The sequence below is a fragment of the Neisseria sp. 83E34 genome (assembly GCF_001308015.1).
Taxonomy (GTDB): domain Bacteria; phylum Pseudomonadota; class Gammaproteobacteria; order Burkholderiales; family Neisseriaceae; genus Neisseria.
In genome coordinates this window covers 219,867-238,856 of the sequence record NZ_LGYH01000003.1, presented here as the reverse complement: position 1 = coordinate 238,856, position 18,990 = coordinate 219,867, and the positions used below count along the sequence as shown (strand labels likewise).

At 43.6% G+C, this 18,990-nt stretch carries 20 protein-coding genes and 1 pseudogene; 7 read left to right on the top strand and 14 right to left on the bottom strand.

Annotated elements, in window-relative coordinates:
• From AKG09_RS04815 to AKG09_RS04795, 5 genes are all read right to left on the bottom strand, one after another.
• Positions 1-136, bottom strand: a 136-nt coding sequence (locus AKG09_RS04815) for a GTP-binding protein (RefSeq protein WP_231623893.1), incomplete at its 3' end; no start/stop codon positions are given.
• 94 nt (positions 137-230) lie between these two features.
• Entirely contained in the window at positions 231-2,333 is a 2,103-nt protein-coding gene (gene fusA, locus AKG09_RS04810; protein WP_054618328.1) for an elongation factor G, read from the bottom strand.
• Between the two features lie 24 nt (positions 2,334-2,357).
• Positions 2,358-2,828, bottom strand: coding sequence for a 30S ribosomal protein S7 (gene rpsG, locus AKG09_RS04805; RefSeq protein WP_009115852.1), 471 nt, complete (start codon positions 2,826-2,828; stop codon positions 2,358-2,360).
• 115 nt (positions 2,829-2,943) lie between these two features.
• Entirely contained in the window at positions 2,944-3,315 is a 372-nt protein-coding gene (gene rpsL / locus AKG09_RS04800; RefSeq protein WP_003783497.1) for a 30S ribosomal protein S12, read from the bottom strand.
• Positions 3,316-3,634: 319 nt separating this feature from the next.
• On the bottom strand, positions 3,635-3,838 hold the full coding sequence (locus AKG09_RS04795; protein WP_009115851.1) for a glycine zipper 2TM domain-containing protein: 204 nt from the start codon (positions 3,836-3,838) through the stop codon (positions 3,635-3,637).
• Positions 3,839-3,979: 141 nt separating this feature from the next.
• Here AKG09_RS04795 and AKG09_RS04790 point away from each other — a divergent pair, with 141 nt between their 5' ends.
• The 6 genes from AKG09_RS04790 to AKG09_RS04765 all read left to right on the top strand — a co-directional run bounded on the left by AKG09_RS04790 (position 3,980) and on the right by AKG09_RS04765 (position 8,540).
• Positions 3,980-4,426 (top strand): CopD family copper resistance protein, encoded by a 447-nt coding sequence (locus AKG09_RS04790; protein ID WP_054618327.1) that lies wholly within the window; start codon positions 3,980-3,982, stop codon positions 4,424-4,426.
• Positions 4,427-4,562: 136 nt separating this feature from the next.
• Positions 4,563-5,540 (top strand): TerC family protein, encoded by a 978-nt coding sequence (locus tag AKG09_RS04785; protein ID WP_054618326.1) that lies wholly within the window; start codon positions 4,563-4,565, stop codon positions 5,538-5,540.
• Positions 5,541-5,756: 216 nt separating this feature from the next.
• The gene (gene minC / locus AKG09_RS04780) at positions 5,757-6,485 is read left to right on the top strand and encodes a septum site-determining protein MinC (protein ID WP_054618325.1); all 729 of its coding nucleotides are present in this window, start codon (positions 5,757-5,759) and stop codon (positions 6,483-6,485) included.
• A 50-nt stretch (positions 6,486-6,535) separates the two neighbouring features.
• Positions 6,536-7,348, top strand: a complete 813-nt coding sequence (gene minD, locus AKG09_RS04775) for a septum site-determining protein MinD (RefSeq protein WP_054618324.1) — start codon at positions 6,536-6,538, stop codon at positions 7,346-7,348.
• Positions 7,349-7,352: 4 nt separating this feature from the next.
• Positions 7,353-7,616: a cell division topological specificity factor MinE gene (minE, locus tag AKG09_RS04770; RefSeq protein WP_009115846.1), complete on the top strand. Its 264-nt coding sequence runs from the start codon at positions 7,353-7,355 to the stop codon at positions 7,614-7,616.
• 3 nt (positions 7,617-7,619) lie between these two features.
• On the top strand, positions 7,620-8,540 hold the full coding sequence (locus tag AKG09_RS04765) for a LysR substrate-binding domain-containing protein (protein WP_054618323.1): 921 nt from the start codon (positions 7,620-7,622) through the stop codon (positions 8,538-8,540).
• A 104-nt stretch (positions 8,541-8,644) separates the two neighbouring features.
• Here the strand turns inward: AKG09_RS04765 and AKG09_RS04760 are convergent, their stop codons facing one another.
• A complete protein-coding gene (locus tag AKG09_RS04760) occupies positions 8,645-9,859 on the bottom strand; it encodes a pyridoxal phosphate-dependent aminotransferase (protein ID WP_054618322.1) in 1,215 nt (404 codons plus the stop codon).
• 209 nt (positions 9,860-10,068) lie between these two features.
• Here AKG09_RS04760 and dxs point away from each other — a divergent pair, with 209 nt between their 5' ends.
• Positions 10,069-11,949, top strand: coding sequence for a 1-deoxy-D-xylulose-5-phosphate synthase (gene dxs / locus AKG09_RS04755; protein WP_054618321.1), 1,881 nt, complete (start codon positions 10,069-10,071; stop codon positions 11,947-11,949).
• Between the two features lie 106 nt (positions 11,950-12,055).
• Here dxs and AKG09_RS04750 read toward each other — a convergent pair whose 3' ends face one another.
• From AKG09_RS04750 to AKG09_RS04715, 8 genes and pseudogenes are all read right to left on the bottom strand, one after another.
• Positions 12,056-12,784, bottom strand: a complete 729-nt coding sequence (locus tag AKG09_RS04750; RefSeq protein ID WP_054618320.1) for a 1-acyl-sn-glycerol-3-phosphate acyltransferase — start codon at positions 12,782-12,784, stop codon at positions 12,056-12,058.
• Positions 12,785-12,826: 42 nt separating this feature from the next.
• Positions 12,827-13,387 (bottom strand): D-glycero-beta-D-manno-heptose 1,7-bisphosphate 7-phosphatase, encoded by a 561-nt coding sequence (gene gmhB / locus AKG09_RS04745; RefSeq protein WP_054618319.1) that lies wholly within the window; start codon positions 13,385-13,387, stop codon positions 12,827-12,829.
• 185 nt (positions 13,388-13,572) lie between these two features.
• A pseudogene (gene tenA / locus AKG09_RS04740) lies at positions 13,573-14,247 on the bottom strand (thiaminase II).
• A 79-nt stretch (positions 14,248-14,326) separates the two neighbouring features.
• On the bottom strand, positions 14,327-15,427 hold the full coding sequence (locus AKG09_RS04735; RefSeq protein WP_054618318.1) for a glycosyltransferase family 9 protein: 1,101 nt from the start codon (positions 15,425-15,427) through the stop codon (positions 14,327-14,329).
• A gap of 37 nt (positions 15,428-15,464) precedes the next feature.
• Entirely contained in the window at positions 15,465-16,214 is a 750-nt protein-coding gene (locus AKG09_RS04730; protein ID WP_054618317.1) for a LicD family protein, read from the bottom strand.
• Positions 16,215-16,260: 46 nt separating this feature from the next.
• Positions 16,261-16,950, bottom strand: a complete 690-nt coding sequence (locus tag AKG09_RS04725) for an NTP transferase domain-containing protein (protein WP_054618316.1) — start codon at positions 16,948-16,950, stop codon at positions 16,261-16,263.
• A 292-nt stretch (positions 16,951-17,242) separates the two neighbouring features.
• A complete protein-coding gene (locus tag AKG09_RS04720; RefSeq protein WP_054618315.1) occupies positions 17,243-18,124 on the bottom strand; it encodes a choline kinase family protein in 882 nt (293 codons plus the stop codon).
• A gap of 21 nt (positions 18,125-18,145) precedes the next feature.
• On the bottom strand, positions 18,146-18,961 hold the full coding sequence (locus tag AKG09_RS04715; RefSeq protein ID WP_054618314.1) for a glycosyltransferase family 25 protein: 816 nt from the start codon (positions 18,959-18,961) through the stop codon (positions 18,146-18,148).
• Positions 18,962-18,990 lie beyond the last annotated feature (29 nt).

Genomic DNA, 18,990 nt, shown 5'->3' with positions numbered 1-18,990 from the left:
CTTTTGCCTGACCGCCGAATTTTTCAGCCAGAATAGTTGTCAACGCTGCGGTCAGTGTGGTTTTACCATGGTCAACGTGACCAATGGTGCCAACGTTTACGTGCGGTTTGCTACGTTCAAATTTTTCCTTAGCCATTAGCTAATTCCTTTACACAAAAGATCATTTTAAAGAACAAAGGCTGCCTGGAAAACTTCAGCTATCTAGACAGCCTAACAAATACCTTAATACCTTAGCCTTTACGCGCCTCGGTAACAGCAGCTGCTACATGAGCAGGAGCTTCGGCATATTTTTTAAACTCCATAGAGTAAGTAGCACGGCCCTGAGTAGCAGAACGGAGGTCAGTAGAATAACCGAACATTTCAGCCAAGGGTACCTCTGCTCGAACTTTTTTACCACCAATACCATCATCATCCATGCCTAATACGATACCGCGGCGGCGATTCAGGTCACCCATTACGTCGCCCATGTACTCTTCCGGAGTTTCCACCTCAACAGCCATAATCGGCTCGAGCAACACTGGACTAGCTTTTTTCATACCTTCCTTGAAAGCCATAGAAGCAGCCAATTCAAATGCAATTTGAGATGAGTCAACATCATGATAAGAACCAAAAATTAGACGTACACGAACATCTACTACTGGATAACCGGCAACAATACCATTGGGCAGCGTATCACGGATACCTTTATCACAAGATGGAATAAATTCACGTGGAATTACACCACCTTTGATTTCATCAATAAATTCGTAACCTTCACCGCCAGGTTCCATTGGCTCCATCTTGATCACTACGTGACCATACTGACCTTTACCACCAGACTGTTTAACGTGCTTCGCTTCAGATTCCACTTCTTTACGAATAGTCTCACGATAAGCTACTTGCGGTGCGCCAACATTGGCTTCCACACCAAACTCACGCTTCATTCGGTCAACGATAATCTCCAAGTGCAACTCACCCATCCCAGAGATAATAGTTTGACCAGACTCCTCATCAGTGCGAACACGGAAAGAAGGGTCTTCTTTTGCAAGACGGTTTAAAGCAATACCCATTTTTTCTTGGTCTGCTTTGGTTTTAGGTTCTACAGCAACGTGAATAACTGGCTCTGGAAATTCCATACGCTCTAATACGATTGGCGCATCTTCAGCACACAAGGTTTCACCGGTCGTTACATCTTTCAAACCAATCGCGGCAGCAATATCACCCGCACGAACTTCTTCAATTTCAGTACGATCAGCGGCAGTCATTTGCACTAAGCGACCAATACGTTCACGTGTACCTTTTACCGAATTGATAACAGTATCACCCGACTTAACCACACCAGAATAAACCCGAATGAATGTCAACTGACCAACATATTTGTCATTCAACATTTTAAATGCCAATGCAGAGAATTTAGCATCATCACTGGCTTCACGGCTGGCTTTTTCGCCGTTAGGCGTTTCTCCTTGCACTGGAGGAATATCAGTTGGAGATGGCAACAACTCTACTACAGCATCCAACATACGTTGGACACCTTTGTTTTTGAAAGCAGAACCGCACAACATTGGTTGGATTTCACCGGCCAACGTACGTTGACGCAAACCGGCAATAATTTCTTCTTCAGTCAGCTCTTCGCCGCCCAAATATTTATCCATCAACTCTTCGCTGGCTTCCGCAGCAGCTTCAATCATATTTTGACGCCACTCTTCAGCCGTAGCAACCAAGTCAGCAGGAATTTCACCATATTCAAACTTAGTACCTTGGGAAGCATCATCCCAAATGATTGATTTCATCTTAAACAAATCAATCACACCACTAAAGTTATCTTCTGCACCTACCGGAATAACAATAGGCACAGGGTTAGCACGCAGACGAGTTTTCATCTGTTCAACTACGCGGAAGAAGTTGGCACCTTGACGGTCCATTTTATTCACAAATGCCAAGCGTGGAACTTGATATTTGTTGGCCTGACGCCATACGGTTTCAGATTGTGGTTGAACACCACCCACCGCACAATAAACCATTACCGCGCCATCCAATACACGCATAGAACGCTCTACCTCTACGGTAAAGTCAACGTGTCCCGGGGTATCAATAATGTTGAAACGGTGTTCTTTAAACTGACCGGCCATACCTTTCCAGTAGGAAGTTACAGCGGCAGAAGTAATGGTAATACCACGCTCTTGCTCTTGCTCCATATAGTCGGTAGTTGCTGCACCGTCGTGCACTTCACCAAGCTTATGAGTCAAACCGGTATAGAACAAGATACGTTCAGTCGTAGTAGTTTTACCTGCATCAATATGGGCTGAAATACCAATATTACGATACAGTTGGATAGGGGTTTTACGAGCCATTTTGGTCGCCTTTCTAAATCTAGATTAGAAGCGGAAGTGAGAGAATGCTTTGTTGGCTTCAGCCATGCGGTGTACTTCTTCACGTTTTTTCATTGCACCGCCACGACCTTCAGCCGCATCAATCAATTCACCCGCTAAGCGTAAATCCATTGATTTTTCACCACGTTTACGGGCAGCATCACGCACCCAACGCATTGCCAGGGCCAAACGGCGAGAAGGACGCACCTCAACAGGAACTTGATAGTTGGCACCACCGACACGGCGGCTTTTCACTTCCACGATAGGTTTGGCGTTAGCAATGGCTTCATTGAATACTTCGATAGCTGCTTTGCCGGTTTTTTTCTCGATTTGCTCAAGTGCACCGTACACGATACGCTCAGCTACTGATTTTTTACCGTCAATCATCAAAACATTCATAAATTTAGACAATTCAACGCTGCCGAATTTCGGATCCGGCAATACGTCGCGCTTGGGGACTTCTCTACGTCTTGGCATTTTTAATTCCTTAAATATCTATTCAGTTGGGCATTTCCCATGAATATCCAACAGGATATTCACTTACTCGACAGCCTTTTTAAAGCTGCCTACGTGCCTGATGAATCCTAATAAATTACTTAGGACGTTTTGCACCGTATTTAGAACGGGCTTGCTTACGGTCTTTAACACCTGCAGTATCCAAAGAGCCGCGAACAGTGTGGTAACGCACACCTGGCAAGTCTTTTACACGACCGCCGCGGATCAGCACTACACTGTGCTCTTGCAGGTTGTGGCCTTCACCACCGATGTATGAAATCACTTCAAAACCGTTAGTCAGGCGTACTTTACATACTTTACGCAATGCAGAGTTTGGTTTTTTCGGAGTAGTAGTGTACACACGGGTGCATACGCCGCGTTTTTGCGGGCAGGCTTCCAGTGCGGGCACTTTATTTACGTACACAGGCTTTTTACGGCCTTTGCGTACCAATTGATTAATAGTAGGCATATTTTCTCGTCCTGTTGAGTTAAATACTTGCCGACACCATGCCGACAAGAGCGGAATTATAGCCGCCTTACAAGAATCAAGTCAATGGAATACATCAAAAAGCTTTACAAGAGAATTATTTACTACGCTCTTAGCTACCGATCACACAAAAAAAACACGATGCATTACTTTTATGAACATAGCTAATGTTTTTTAGAAACTACGTTTGATTCAAACATTGATTCAAACAATATAAATGCCTGTCTGAAAATTCAGACAGGCATTTATTTATAGATGATATACATCGAATTTAATCAACCTAGTTTTTTAACTCGGTAGATTATTTAACTTGACTACCAATGACACCACCCAATGCAGCACCGCCCAATGTAGAGCCTGTATCTTTACCGATTAGATTACCTGCCACACCACCAATAACCGCACCAGTTGCAGTATTACGCTGAGTGGTTGTCATGCCTTGACAGGCTGAGAGCAACGCAGCGACTACTGTTACTGTCATAATCTTAGTTACGGTATTTTTCATAATAAACTCCTTAAATTCGCAATTGGTAGATAATTGATCTATTCCAAATTGTTATTAATACATACAATAATTGATGAATCAACCTTGCAATGCCTGATCGTAAGATATTTTTTCATCGTTAAAGTTTTACTGGATTATGTTATGAGAACCTATGCCATTGCTCATATTGCTCATTTATTTTGCGCCATCATCTTTGTAGGCGGCGTATTTTTTGAAATGCTGATATTAAGTGCAATCCATAACAAGCAGGTTTCTCGTGAAGCTCGCAAGGAAACCGAACAGGCTATTTCACGACGAGCTACCCGTGTAATGCCTGTAGTCGTTATCGGCGTTTTCATTTCGGGGCTAATTATGGCACACCGTTATGCAGCGGCATTTTCTCCACCGCTTAGTTCACCCTTTTCCATTCAACTGGTTTTTAAGGTTTTTTTAGCGCTCAGTGTTTTATTACACTTTATCATTGCAGTCAGCAAAATGCGGCGTGGCACATTGACACCAGCATGGTCTAAATATATCCACAGGGCGGTGCTCTGCCACATGATACTGATTGTTTTCTTAGCCAAGTCTATGTTTTATCTTAGTTGGTAAATGCCTGTCTGAATGAGCTATTTAATTTCAGACAGGCATTGACTCCCAACACTATGCTAAACCCATTTTTCTTTTATTACCTGCACTTCTGCTAAAATAACTGACTGAACTTTATTCGATTTAGGTATTTTCAATAATGCATCCTCAAATATCGGTAGGCACACCGTTGTTTTACGGTGTGTTTTGTGTTGCTGTTTTGGTTATGATTGTCATTGACATGTTGTCATTAAAAAAAACAGGTGCGCACAAAGTACGCATAAAAGAAGCACTCATTTGGTCTATTATATGGGTGACTGTTTCTTGCGGCTTTGCCGGGTGGCTTTATTGGGAATTAGCCCACAACCAAGCTGTCGGTCAACACATTGCTACACAAAAAGTGATGGAATTTTTCACAGGTTACGTACTTGAAAAATCATTGGCGGTTGATAACCTTTTCGTATTTCTGATGATTTTCAGCTACTTTAAAGTTCCATCTCAATACCAACACCGCGTATTGCTGTATGGCGTATTTGGCGCCATTATTCTTCGCACCATCATGATATTTATCGGCACCGTATTAGTTAGAGAATTTTCATGGATATTATATGTGTTTGGGGCATTTCTGCTTTATACCGGCCTGAAAATGCTCAAACACGGCGAAGATAACGAACAAGAAGATTTGTCACACAACAAAGCACTGATCTGGCTTCAAAAGCACATCCGTGTAAGCCATAATCTGGACGGCGAAAATTTCTTTACTATTGAAAATGGTAAACGTGTTGCAACACCTTTGCTGCTGGTTCTAATTATGGTCGAACTTTCAGACGTCATATTTGCAGTTGACAGCATCCCTGCGATTTTTGCCGTAACCACCGATCCTTTCATTGTATTAACCTCCAACATCTTTGCCATTTTAGGCTTACGGGCCATGTATTTCCTTCTGGCTGACATTGCCGATCGTTTTGCATTCCTTCACTACGGTTTGGCATTCGTACTCAGCTTTATCGGCATAAAAATGTTGATCGTTAAGTGGACACACATACCAGTAGGAGTTTCATTGATTATTATATTCTGCGCACTAGGTATCTCCATTCTCTTCTCCTTATTACATAGCCGGAAACAACACAAAAACTGAATATCCGCCACAACCGACAATGCCTGTCTGAAAAGATGTTTCAGACAGGCATTGTTTCAATCACGTTGTAAAATAGCCGCATAACTTTACCTTTCTTCACACACCAAGCCACCGTTCAAATCTTTTTTCATCATTACTACCCAGCATAGATTGAATAGGTTTGTTTTACGCGGTAAACTTCCACTAATTAAATTTTTTTATGGTAACCATTTTAAAATGAATACCGTTTTTGACGTGAAATCCGCGCGCCTCGACGCTCTAGCACTACAAATCCACACAAGTGATTTAGGAAAAATAGATCAAGCTCTAAAGCAGCGCGCTACCCAATATAAAGAACTAAATATGCCGCTCCTGCTTGACGTGCAGGACTTTGACAACCCCGCCGACCTAAATGTCGGCGGCATCGCTTCCCTTATTAGAAGCCACGGCTTAGTACTAGCCGGCTTACGCCACGAACACGAACAATGGAGCCAAATTGCCACCAAACACGGCCTGCCCTTTTGTCAAATTGGCGGCGCAAACAGTTCAGACATTCCGCAAACCAAAATACAGCAACCTGAAACTATTGCCGAGGTTAGACAACAACCCCAAGCAACTGTTATCAGCAAGCCAACCGTTTTCGTTTCCTCTCCCATCCGCTCAGGCCAACAAGTGTATGCAGAAAACGGTGATCTGATTATAACCAGCATGGTCAGCAAAGGTGCAGAACTCATTGCCGATGGCAATATCCATATTTACGGACCCATGCGTGGCCGCGCATTAGCCGGCGCAAGCGGCAACCGAAATGCCAGAATATTTATCCACTCCATGCAGGCCGAGCTGGTTTCTGTGGCAGGAATTTACCGCACCTTCGAACAAGACCTGCCCGCCCACCTTAACCATAAGCCTGTGCAGGTATACCTGCAAGACGACCGTTTAATCATCAGTGCAATTGATGCAGAATAAGATGATGGTAAAATTAATTAACATTAATCAAATCAACAGAAGGAAACACCGTGGCAAGAATCATTGTAGTAACTTCAGGTAAAGGCGGCGTAGGTAAAACGACTACCAGCGCCAGCATCGCAACAGGTTTGGCTCTGCGCGGCCACAAAACCGCCGTTATCGACTTTGACGTCGGCTTGCGCAACCTTGACCTAATCATGGGCTGCGAACGCCGCGTAGTATACGACTTAATCAATGTCATCCAAGGCGAGGCTACACTCAACCAAGCACTCATCAAAGACAAACATTGCGATAACCTATTTATCCTGCCAGCCTCTCAAACTCGTGACAAAGACGCACTGACTCAAGAAGGCGTAGAAAAAGTGCTTAACGAGCTCACCGAAAAAATGGATTTCGAATATGTAATCTGCGACTCTCCGGCCGGCATTGAAACCGGTGCATTAATGGCACTCTATTTTGCAGATGAAGCCATTATTACCACCAACCCTGAAGTATCCAGTGTACGCGACTCAGACCGCATCTTAGGCATCTTGGGTAGCAAAAGCCGTAAAGCTGAAAAAGGTGAAACCGTTAAAGAACATCTGTTAATTACGCGCTATTCTCCCGAGCGTGTTGCAAAAGGCGAGATGCTTTCCGTACAAGATATCCAAGATATCCTGCGTATTCCGTTAATTGGCGTGATTCCCGAATCACAAAATGTATTGCAAGCTTCTAATGCCGGCTCTCCCGTTATCCACCAGCAAGATGCCGTGGCTGCTGAAGCTTATAAAGACGTAATTTCCCGTTTGTTAGGCGAAAACCGCGAAATGCGTTTCCTGGATGCCGAGAAAAAAGGCTTCTTCAAACGCCTGTTCGGAGGTTAATTCCATGGCTTTAATTGATATCCTGTTCGGCCGCAAGCCCAAAACCGCACAAGTCGCCCGTGACCGCTTGCAAATCATCATTGCACAAGAGCGCGTGAAAGAGCAGGCTCCGGATTATCTGCCGACTTTGCAAAAAGAATTGCTGGAAGTATTGTCGAAATACGTCAACGTATCACTAGACGATATCCGCATTTCCCAAGAAAAACAAAACGGGCTTGATGTACTTGAATTAAACATTACATTACCCGACCAGAAAAAAGAAGGCTAAAAAATGACACTGACCGAATTACGCTATATCGTTGCCGTGGCGCAAGAGCGGCACTTCGGTCGCGCTGCCCAGCGCTGCTTTGTAAGCCAGCCCACGCTCTCTATCGCCATTAAAAAGCTGGAAGAAGAGCTTTCAGTGTCATTATTTGATCGCAGCAGTAGTGAAATCATCACTACCGAGGCGGGAGAACGCATCATTGCTCAAGCGCGCAAGGTACTTGAAGAAGCCGAGATTATCAAACACTTGGCTTCGGAAGAACAAAATGAGCTGGAAGGCGCTTTCAAGCTTGGTTTGATCTTTACCGTTGCCCCTTATCTTTTGCCGAAACTGATTGTTTCACTACGCGAAACTGCGCCGAAAATGCCGCTGATGCTTGACGAAAATTACACGCAAGCACTTACCGAAGCACTCAAGCGCGGTGACTTAGATGCCATTATCGTGGCAGAACCTTTTCATGAGCCCGGTATCATCAGTATGCCACTCTACGATGAGCCGTTTTTTGTCATTGTTCCTAAAGGACACCCCTTTGAAGAACTTGATGCAGTCGACACCCAACAACTTTCCGAGGAGCAAGTATTATTGCTTACCGAAGGTAATTGTATGCGTGATCAAGTGCTGGATAGCTGTTCCGAACTGGCCTCGCGCCAAAAAATCATGGGGCTGACCAACACCCTGCAAGGCAGCTCTATTAACACTATCCGCCATATGGTTGCCAGCGGTTTGGGAATCAGCGTATTACCGGCAACTGCGTTAACAGAAAACGATCACATGCTGTTCAGTATCATACCTTTTAAAGATAATGCACCGGAACGGCGTATTATTTTGGCTTACCGCCGTAATTTCATACGGCCTAAGGCTCTGTCTACCATTCGCAATGCTATCTTGCAATCACAATTAGCAGGTGTAACCTTCTTAAAAGATTAAGTGATTGGTTGGGACTTAAAAGTAAATGCCTGTCTGAAAGCATGTTTTCAGACAGGCATTTTTTATCTGCATAATGCACCGTTATTTCTAGTTACACAGTCAAATTATTGATGGTAGTGCTTCAGGAAACGCGCCAGTTTGTTCATCGCCTCCTCTATCTGGTGCACATAAGGCAAAGTAACCACACGGAAATGATCCGGCTTCGGCCAGTTGAAACCGGTGCCTTGCACCAGCAATACTTTTTCCTGTTTGAGCAAATCAAACACAAATTGCATATCATCATGAATGTTATACATTTCTGTGTCAATTTTAGGGAAAAGATACATAGCGCCTTTAGGCTTCACACAGGAAATACCGGGAATTTGTACCAGCATTTCATAAGCTTTATTACGCTGCTCCAAAAGCCGACCACCCGGAAGCACCAAATCATTAATGCTCTGATAGCCACCTAATGCAGTTTGAATAGCATGTTGCATAGGTGTAGTTGCGCACAAACGCATAGATGCCAACATGTCCAAGCCTTCAATATAGCCTTGCGCATGCCTTTTCGGCCCATTGAGCACCATCCAACCTTGGCGGAAACCGGCAACACGGTAAGATTTCGAAAGACCGTTGAAGGTAATGGTCAGCAAATCGGGCGCCAGTGCGGCAATATGATGGTGTACCGCACCGTCATAAAGGATTTTGTCATAAATTTCATCTGAAAAAATCAGCAGGTTATGAGCACGGGCAATTTCCGCAATCTCAAGCAGGATTTCTTTGCTGTACACCGCACCAGTCGGATTATTTGGGTTAATAATAACGATGGCTTTGGTATTTGACGTGATTTTGGCTTTGATGTCTTCAATATCAGGAAACCATTCATTCTCTTCGTCACACAAATAATGGCGCACAGTGCCCCCTGCCAAAGTGGCGGCGGCTGTCCAAAGAGGATAATCCGGCGCAGGAATAAGAATTTCATCACCGGTATCCAAAAGTGCCTGCATAGCCATCGTGATTAATTCAGACACCCCGTTGCCAATATAAACATCATTCACTGTGATATCGCGCAGGCCTTTGGTTTGATAATAATGAACAATGGCTTTTCGTGCGGAATAAAGGCCTTTTGAATCACAATATCCCTGCGAAGAAGGCAGGTTGCGGATAACATCCACCAAAATCTCATCAGGCGCTTCAAAGCCAAAAGGTGCCGGATTTCCGATATTGAGCTTCAGAATTTTATGCCCTTCCTCTTCAAGACGCAAAGCTTCTTTGTGTACCGGGCCCCGGATGTCGTAACAAACATGGTCTAGCTTATGAGATTTGGAAAAACGTTCCATTTTGGCTGTGTCCTGATTAAATTGAATCAGCTTTGAAATGTACTCCGTTTTAGCAATAATTTAAAGGGGATAGTGTGAGAAAATTCTGTTTTGATTCAAAATGCCTGTCTGAAAAAACGTTTCAGACAGGCATCGGTAAAGCATATTCAGTTTGGCACAAAACTTGTTATAATCAACGCTTATAACCATACTTACCAAAAGACCGCCTTATGAGCACACCATTATTAGATACCATAAACTTTCCAAGCGATCTGCGTTGCTTGGAAAAAACGCAATTGCCGCGTCTGGCCGGCGAATTGCGCGAATTCTTATTGGAAAGTATAAGCAAAACCGGCGGTCATTTTGCAAGCAATCTTGGCGCTATAGAGCTTTCCATTGCACTACATTATGTTTACAACACACCCAATGATCATTTGGTGTGGGACGTCGGCCATCAAAGCTATCCGCATAAAATCCTCACCGGCCGCCGCCATCGGATGCACACTATGCGCCAATACGGCGGCTTGGCGGGTTTTCCCAAGCGCAGCGAGAGTGAATACGATGATTTCGGTGTAGGCCATTCTTCCACATCTATCGGTGCAGCTTTAGGCATGGCAGTGGCAGACAAGCTGGCAAGTCGAAGCAACCGCAGCGTTGCCATAATCGGAGACGGCGCGATGACAGCCGGCCAAGCCTTCGAGGCCTTAAATAACGCAGGCGATATGGATATTGATCTGCTGGTTATTCTGAATGACAATGAAATGTCGATTTCCCCTAATGTAGGCGCGCTTCCTAAATATTTAGCAAGCAACGTCGTTCGCGATATGCGCGGCGTATTGAGCACCATCAAAAACCAAACCGGTAAAGTGCTGGATAAATTACCCGGCGCGCTGGAAATTGCACAAAAAGTCGAACACAAAATCAAAGCCATTGCCAGTGAAGGAGATCATATTAAGCAGTCACTCTCACTGTTTGAAAACTTCGGATTTGAATATACCGGCCCGGTAGACGGCCACAATGTTGAGCACTTGGTTGACGTACTCCGCGAGTTGCGCAGCAAAAAAGGCCCGCAGCTTTTGCACGTTATCACTAAAAAAGGCAATGGTTACAAACTGGCCGAACGTGATCCTGTGAAATACCACGCTATCGGCAAAACACCCACCCCATCCGAAGCAGACAAACCGCTTGTTCCGCCCAAACCCACTTACACCCAAATTTTCGGACAATGGCTGATTGATCAAGCGGAAGCTGATAACAGGCTGGTTGCCATTACGCCGGCCATGCGCGAAGGCAGCGGGTTGGTAGAGTTTGAGCAGCGCTTTCCCGAACGTTATTTTGATGTCGGCATTGCCGAACAACATGCTGTCACCTTTGCCGCAGGCTTAGCTTGCCAAGGCGCCAAGCCCGTGGTGGCGATTTATTCCACATTTCTGCAACGCGGCTATGACCAATTGGTACATGATGTGGCATTGCAAAACCTACCCGTAATGTTCGCCGTTGATCGCGCAGGCATTGTCGGCGCCGACGGTCCGACTCATGCGGGCGTGTACGATTTGAGCTTTCTGCGCTGCATTCCGAATATGGTGATTGCCGCACCTAGCGATGAAGCCGAATGTCGCCTACTCCTCTCCACTTGTTATGCACTGGATGTTCCAACTGTGGTGCGCTACCCGAGAGGCTCCGGCAACGGCGCCGTTCCTGCTGCTAATCTGGAAACCGTGCCACTCGGTAAAGGCATTATCCGCAGACAAGGAAGCAAAACCGCCATTCTCGCTTTTGGCAGCATGGTTCACCCCTCTTTAGGTGTTGCAGAAAAACTCAATGCAACCGTAGCCGATATGCGCTTCGTCAAACCGCTTGATGAATCCCTGATCTTACAATTAGCTCGTGAGCACGATTATCTTGTCTGCACCGAAGAAAATGCAGAGCAAGGCGGCGCAGGTAGCGCAGTATTAGAGCTTTTGGCCAAGCACAAAATCTACAAACCCGTATTGCTCGCTGCAATTGAAGACACCGTCACCGAACATGGCGATCCAGCCCTGCTGCTTGACCAACTGGGCTTGAGTGAGCCCGCTTTGGAAAAGCAGATTGAGGAATGGCTGGCAAATTAATTCATTACCATACCAGAAATGCCTGTCTGAACGTTTATTTCAGACAGGCATTTTTCTATTTCCACTCGGTTCAAACAGCTACAGCAGACAAACCACAAAAATTCGGTTATGCCTTTGGATAACACGGGCCTTGCCCGCTAATCATATGCATTTGCCCTTCAATCCAATTTTCACATAATGCCGTCAACTCATCGACTTCGCCTGCAGTATAGGGAATCGGTTTGCCGATAATCATTTTAATGGTGCCCGGATATTTCAGAAAAGAATCACGCGGCCAGTATTCGCCACTATTTACAGCAACCGGCACCATATCCATTTCCAGCATTTTGGCCATGCGCGCTGCGCCCTGTTTATATTTACCGCTCTCACCCGGTTTAATACGCGTGCCTTCGGGAAAAACGGCAATCCAGAAACCTTCTTTTTTACGTTCCCTACCCTGCCTGATCATATCTGCTGCCGCTTTCGAACCTGCTTTGCGGTCGATACCGATAGTTTTGGCAATTTTCAAACCCCAACCGAAAAAGGGAATTTTAAACAGCTCTTTTTTCGCCACATAAACATGCAGGGGAAACACTTCCTGCAAAGCCAATGTTTCCCAGCCGCTTTGGTGCTTGCAGCAGATAATGGAAGGCCTGTCTGAAATGTTCTCCAACCCTTCCACCTCATACTTCAAACCAACGATATTCTTCAACGACCAAAGCAATACTTGTGCCCAAGCCTTGCCAATTTGGTTGGCTCCACGCGGAATTAAAGCAGCGGGCAGCACCAAAATAAACATAATGATGGCGCTGACACACAATATCAGCCAGTGAATTAAATTTCGGATAAGCAGCATGTCGTTCTTTCTTTTGCAAACAAATGAATAATGGCTTAAATACTATGCGCTTTTTTCTGACTCCAGTTGCATCATATATTGCGAAAACGCCATCAAATCATCAAATATCTGAGTCTGCTCAGGCAACTGATCGCCTTGTTCAGACAGGGTTTTCTTACCTTTACCGGTAAGCACCAGAATCGGCTTGCCCCCTGCCCTCTCTATCGCCTGCAAATCACGCAGGCTGTCGCCAACCATGTAGGTTTCTTCTGGCTTAGCATCAAAACGGTCGATAATATCGTTTACCATACCCGGCTGAGGCTTGCGGCAAGTGCAATTATCCTCAGCGGTATGCGGGCAAAACCAAATACCGTCAATCTGCCCGCCGGCTTGCTGCGCCAACTTATGCATTTTATTGTGCATCTCAGTCAGCTCTTGCACAGTAAAATATTTGCGCCCAATACCCGACTGGTTGGTAGCCACAGCAATGGTGTAACCGGCTTCAGTGAGAAATGCTATGGCATCCATACTGCCTTCCAACGGCACCCATTCGTCTACCGATTTCACAAAATCATCGCGGTCGTGGTTGATCACGCCGTCGCGGTCGAGAATAATCAACTTCATTCAAATTGTCTTTCTGTTTGATATTTAGCTGTAAACTAATAAACTAAGGGCGGTTGGTACGCTTATAATTTAAATTGCCCTATTATTTCATGAATGCCTGTCTGAAAACTTTTATTTCGTCACTCTGAATAAGAAATCCGGGCAATTTCCGGCTTCAAAAGGAAATCACACTTTAGTTTTCAATTTCAAAACCGTTCCAAACCTACCCATTGGCGCTGCCGGTAGGCACTATCCCAAAATAACCATTCCAGTTTCGCCGACATTGTATAAGCTTCGTGCATTTTTTCCAGCGTATAGTTATCACAGCCGGCGGCCACCTTGTCTATCGTTTCGATTACTCGGCGCACCGAGCTATTAAATTCTTCACCCGCATAAGTATCCACCCAAGCCTGATAAGGGTTTCCGGTTGCAGATTTTTCAAAGATGTCTTTGCCTACTTCTGCATAAATCCAAAAACAAGGTAGCAGCGCTGCCAACACCACAGGATAACTTTCAGACCATGCAACAGCAAGCAAATACGAAGTGTAATGATGGCTGGCAGCTGTAAGCGGCGTTTGCTCGAATTGTTCGCTAGTGATGCCGAATTACTGCATGAATCCTTCGTGAAGGCTACGCTCAACAACAATTGCCCCATGTGCCGCGTCGGTAAACTGCAAAATCCCATCAGCATCATAAGCTTTGGCCCCACACACCGCCAAAGCCCGGCCATACGCCACCAAATAATGCGCATCCTGAATCACATAATGGCAAAACGTGTCTTTATCCAAAATACCTTGAGCCAGCTCTTGGTTAAAAGGCAAATTTAAAGTGGCTTGATATAAATCCTGATTGCGCTTCCAAGCTTCTTGGCTGAACAACATTGCTCTCTCCTTTTCCAATACGGTTGCTTAAGTTTGCAACATGTTATAAAGCTGCCGGATGTGATGCTCGAGAGTCGGATTATATGCGAAGACTTGCTGACTTTATGGCGGCAATGCCACTAACAATACAATTATTCAGCCAATCGCTTGCATTATCCAAAGGAAAATGATGGGTTTCTTTTGAAGGCGGGGGTAAATCCGCAATGACCACCATATGTGGAACACCTTTGTAAGACAAAGGATGCCATTTACTGATATTCGCCGGATTATTTGCATAAAAACCCAATAGTGGCCGCTTGAACGCACAAGCTAAATGTACTGTGCCGCTATCCACGCAAACAATCAAATCAGCAGATGCAACCAAAGCTAGGTATTGATGCAAACTGGTTTTCGGGGAAAGCAGTAAAGAAATATTATCACTGCATAACTCCTGCAATTGCTCAAAATATGTTTCACTATTATTTGTATTACATAACACAAACCGCACGTCCTGCAAGTCTGCCGGATTGCAGCGATTGATAAGTGCTACCAGCTCGCTTGGAGGAATTTGACGCGTTGCTTCACTACCTTGCGGCGCAAGCAAAATACGGTATTTCCTTTCTGCTTCATCTTTCCAGAAAGGTGCCACTTCATTTAGTGCTGCGGAATCCGGCTCCAAAGATACATCAGGCTCAGGAATGGTGAAAAACTTGGCAAATACCGATGTTTGAAGATGCGCCGCCATATGCCTGTCTGAAAGAGGCGGGCAGTGGAAGTCGTAATTTTTTACATTGCCGATATGGTAATATTTCTTGTCACTTTTATGAAAAATAATATTGATATCCGCAGCTAATAAAGCTGTTTTGATAATGTGTTGGCTATTGAAAGTTTCATAAAAGTCTAAATAAACTTGCCATTTTTTGTGCTGTTTTATACATTCAGAAAAAGAGTCTTCTAAAAATTCATCTATCAACGGGCAGTGCTCATAAATCGGTCGGCTTCGCTCAGTTACAAAAATACCGATTTTGCAGTTAGGGTAAATCGCTTTGAGCTGGCGGATATAAGCTATGTGAGCAACCGTATCACCCACAGCATGCCCCATCGGTCTGATTAATACGGATGATACTCGGTGAAAGTCAAAATCCGGATTGCTTTTTTTATTTCCGAAAAAACGCAGCGTAATCTGTTTGAATAATGACATAGCAAAATCGCCAGCAACTTTCTATCAATGATCAAATTTATGAAAAAAATTTGGGTTTCCCAAGCGTGTTGGTATCTAATAAAATCTCGTAATCTTTTATTCTATTTTCATAAGAATATGCTTTAGGAATCATGAAATCGGTGCCGTACACTTCTGCCAGATGCTCGGCAGTATTATCCGGAATCAGAAATATTCCACCAAGAAATTCGCTCTCAACCAAACCAAAATCATTCAGCTGAATCTGAATTGCCCTAAGATGCTGATGATATTTTTTCAAGGTACTTTTTACCGATAAACCTTCTTCAACATCAAATGAAAAACAGATTTTATGCTGCCCTACTGTTTTAAAAACAAAAAAATCAATATTCACAACATCTTTGTATTGGAAAGTATATTCCGCTAAAAATCCATCGATAGCGGCATCCGTGCTTTTTATCGTGTAGTTACGTAAGGGTTTAAAGCCGTGTTTCATAAGATGCTGAATTAATTCAGGCGTAAAATCTCGTTCATCTATACCCACATCAAGATCCGAGTCATGGGCAATAATACCTTTCTCTCGATAGGCGCCGAGTAATGTGCCAAACTCCAGCCACATATTAACCGGCTTCTGATAGGCTTTGATTGTCGCCGATAAATCCAGTAATGCTTGAGGGGCAAGCTGATGGAATAACTTGAATCGTTCTGCTTCTATCGCGTCACTGATTTCTTTTCTGGCAGCTTTTCTTTTTCGGCTGCTGAAAGGATGACGCAATGCAATCCAAAATTTACTGGTAAATAGATTATCCATAATGTTTCAAATTCTTTTCAGACAGGCATTGTCACAATAAACCCTATTAATCCGTTAGATTATTGAGAATAAAGTTGTAATTATCCATATTATCCATTTCAAATCCGTCTTTCAGCTGTAATAAATAGGGTTTTACTTCCAATGTCGATAATATTTCCAATGGAATGTTATCCCAATATAGCTTGCTGTTTTCCAGAATTTCAAGGCTCATATAATCCGGCAGTTTTTCCAAGATTTTTTGCGACTCTTTTTTATCCCAGTAAGAAATTCCGAGCAGACTGTACCCCGGCTTGTTGCTGACTTCAATTTGCGTAATCCGGTTATTATTTATTTCAGCCAACCATTCTTTTTCTTCGCTTAAGGGCCGGGGAATTAAAAAATAATGGCTGCCTGATAAAGGCTCCTGAAAAATATTTTTAAACAGTACAACATCACAATCAATTACATAGCTATCAGTAAAAAAACTGCTTGCTAAATAAAAAGAATAAATGCTGTTATATTCACGATATTTAGGGTTGTAAATCAGTTTACATCCGTATTTTTCTTTCAAGAAATCAAATTGTTCCGCCAAATGCCCAAGCACAATACAAATATCGTGAATGCCTGCTTGCTGTAAATACAGCACCGTTCTTTCTAAGTTTGGCACCCCTTCTACAGGTAAGAGCGATTTATGTGTTTTCTGCCCTATTTCTTTAAAACGGCTGCCCATACCGGCGGCTAAAATAATAGCGTTCATCTCATTTCCGATACAATGGAATTCCTGCAACTGGCACAACAAATGTCTATTTAAAAATAAATTTTCAGACAGGCATGCCCTTAATTCCGACTACTTTCATCATACCCGGGCTTAGCCTGAGTATCCCTTACCTACAAGCCCACACGCTTAGGTACGTAGAGCCGCTCTGCACCGTTACCGTTTTTGTGGTTATTTCATTACCAACATGCAATACGCAAACAGCCGGTATCAACTCAACTAAAACAAGTAACACCCCTCATTAAAGCACCCAAAATGGCAGCTTTGCAAAAGTTCAGCCAGATGTTTTCTTTAAATCCAGCATAATATTGTGTGCCCGGCTAATCCGTCGCTCACCATAATCACCAAAATGTTCGTTCTCTTCGGCTTTGACCAATGTCCACACAAACCATAATACGTCTTGGGTAAATTGGTACAATAAAATATCCCGTTTGATTGTCGCTAAATCTTCGCTATCTGCATAATACGTTTGCAAAAATAAATTTTGCTCGTTTTCATCGATTCGTGACTCTAAAAAGAACGCTGCGATATCAAATACAGGATCGTTCATCCCTGAATATTCCCAATCAATAAAATAGAGCGTATCGTTTTGTAGCAATAAATTTTCCGGCACCAAATCATTGTGGCAAGCAACTTTATTCCTGCCGGTTTGGTTCAATTGCGTATGTGCTGTATCTAAAAACGCTAAAATATCAGGAATATAGGTGTTATAGTCGTAGAACGATTGTTTATTCCGGAGCAAACCTAAATATTTTGTATATTCTTGAAAAACATCAAATTGATTATCAAGCTTTATTTGGCTTCGATGCAGTTCCAACAAACGGATAGCCAGATTTTGCAATATTGCTTGGCTTTTAATGCTTTTATGATCTAAAGACAGGGAATTTTTTAAGAACCGGGTAATTTTAAGGCCGCTTTTCTGATCGAAGATACATGTTTCCACATTAAAACCGGCTTGAGACATTTTTAAGCTGTTTTTTGCCTCATATTCACGGTTAATCATGTTTTGGGTTTTTGCACCCGGAATGCGCAAAACATATTGTTCATCCGATACTGTAACCAAATAGTTTTTATTCGTCATTCCGCCAAGTTCGGTAACCACACAGTCTGAATCCCGATATTGCGGCATTAGATTTTTAAAAATGTTTTCAAGCATATTATTGGTTTTTGATGGTATTTATTGAAACGGGATAATCTGTCGACGGCGTTTTTCTAGAATACGGTTCACTTTACCGAATGCGCGGATGAAGCGTTCTTTGAAGGTTCTCTTTTTTCTAGGTTCCGGATTTTGATGCCAGTTTTGTGCGCGCTCTAATTGAAGTTGGCTTTTGAATTGGCTGTTTTCTTGGTTAATCTGGGATTCTTGGACACAAAGTGCGGGAACAAGTTGATAAACTTTTAAATCTCCGTGATTCAACAGGTTGCCAAATAATAAAATATCTATCGGCTTAATCTCATCAGCGGGTAAAGTTTGAAGCTTGTCCAATATAAAACGGATGGCCTGTTGCGAGATAATATAACCGGCCGAACCGCCGTGAACGCTGCTTAATACGGCAAAATTGCGCTCTGCGTGGGCGGGAATACCTGAATTAAACTTCACACCGGCCGGGGTCAAATAATGTGTTTCCACTTTAATCACAAAAGCGCTATCTGTTGAAAAACGATCCAACAGCCAAGAATCTTGTGCTAAAAAAGCGTCGGCATGTTTCCCCAGCAAAATATCGTCTTCAAAAACGGCAATGTAAGGCAAGTTTGCATCAATACATTTTTGAAACAGCAGTATATGGCTAATAAAACAGGCTTTCTCGCCCGATATCTGATATTGATGCTGAGCCAAATTCGGTACAAAACGTTGAATCTCCTGCTCTAATTGAGGAGAAGGCGTCATTGCATCAAAAAATTCAAAAGGGATATTTTGGGCTGAAAACTCCTGCCGAATATGGTCTCGGCGATCATGGGCTGAAGATATGCTGATTACAAAATTATGTAACATGGCGGCCTTTCAAAAGGAAGCGGCTGAAT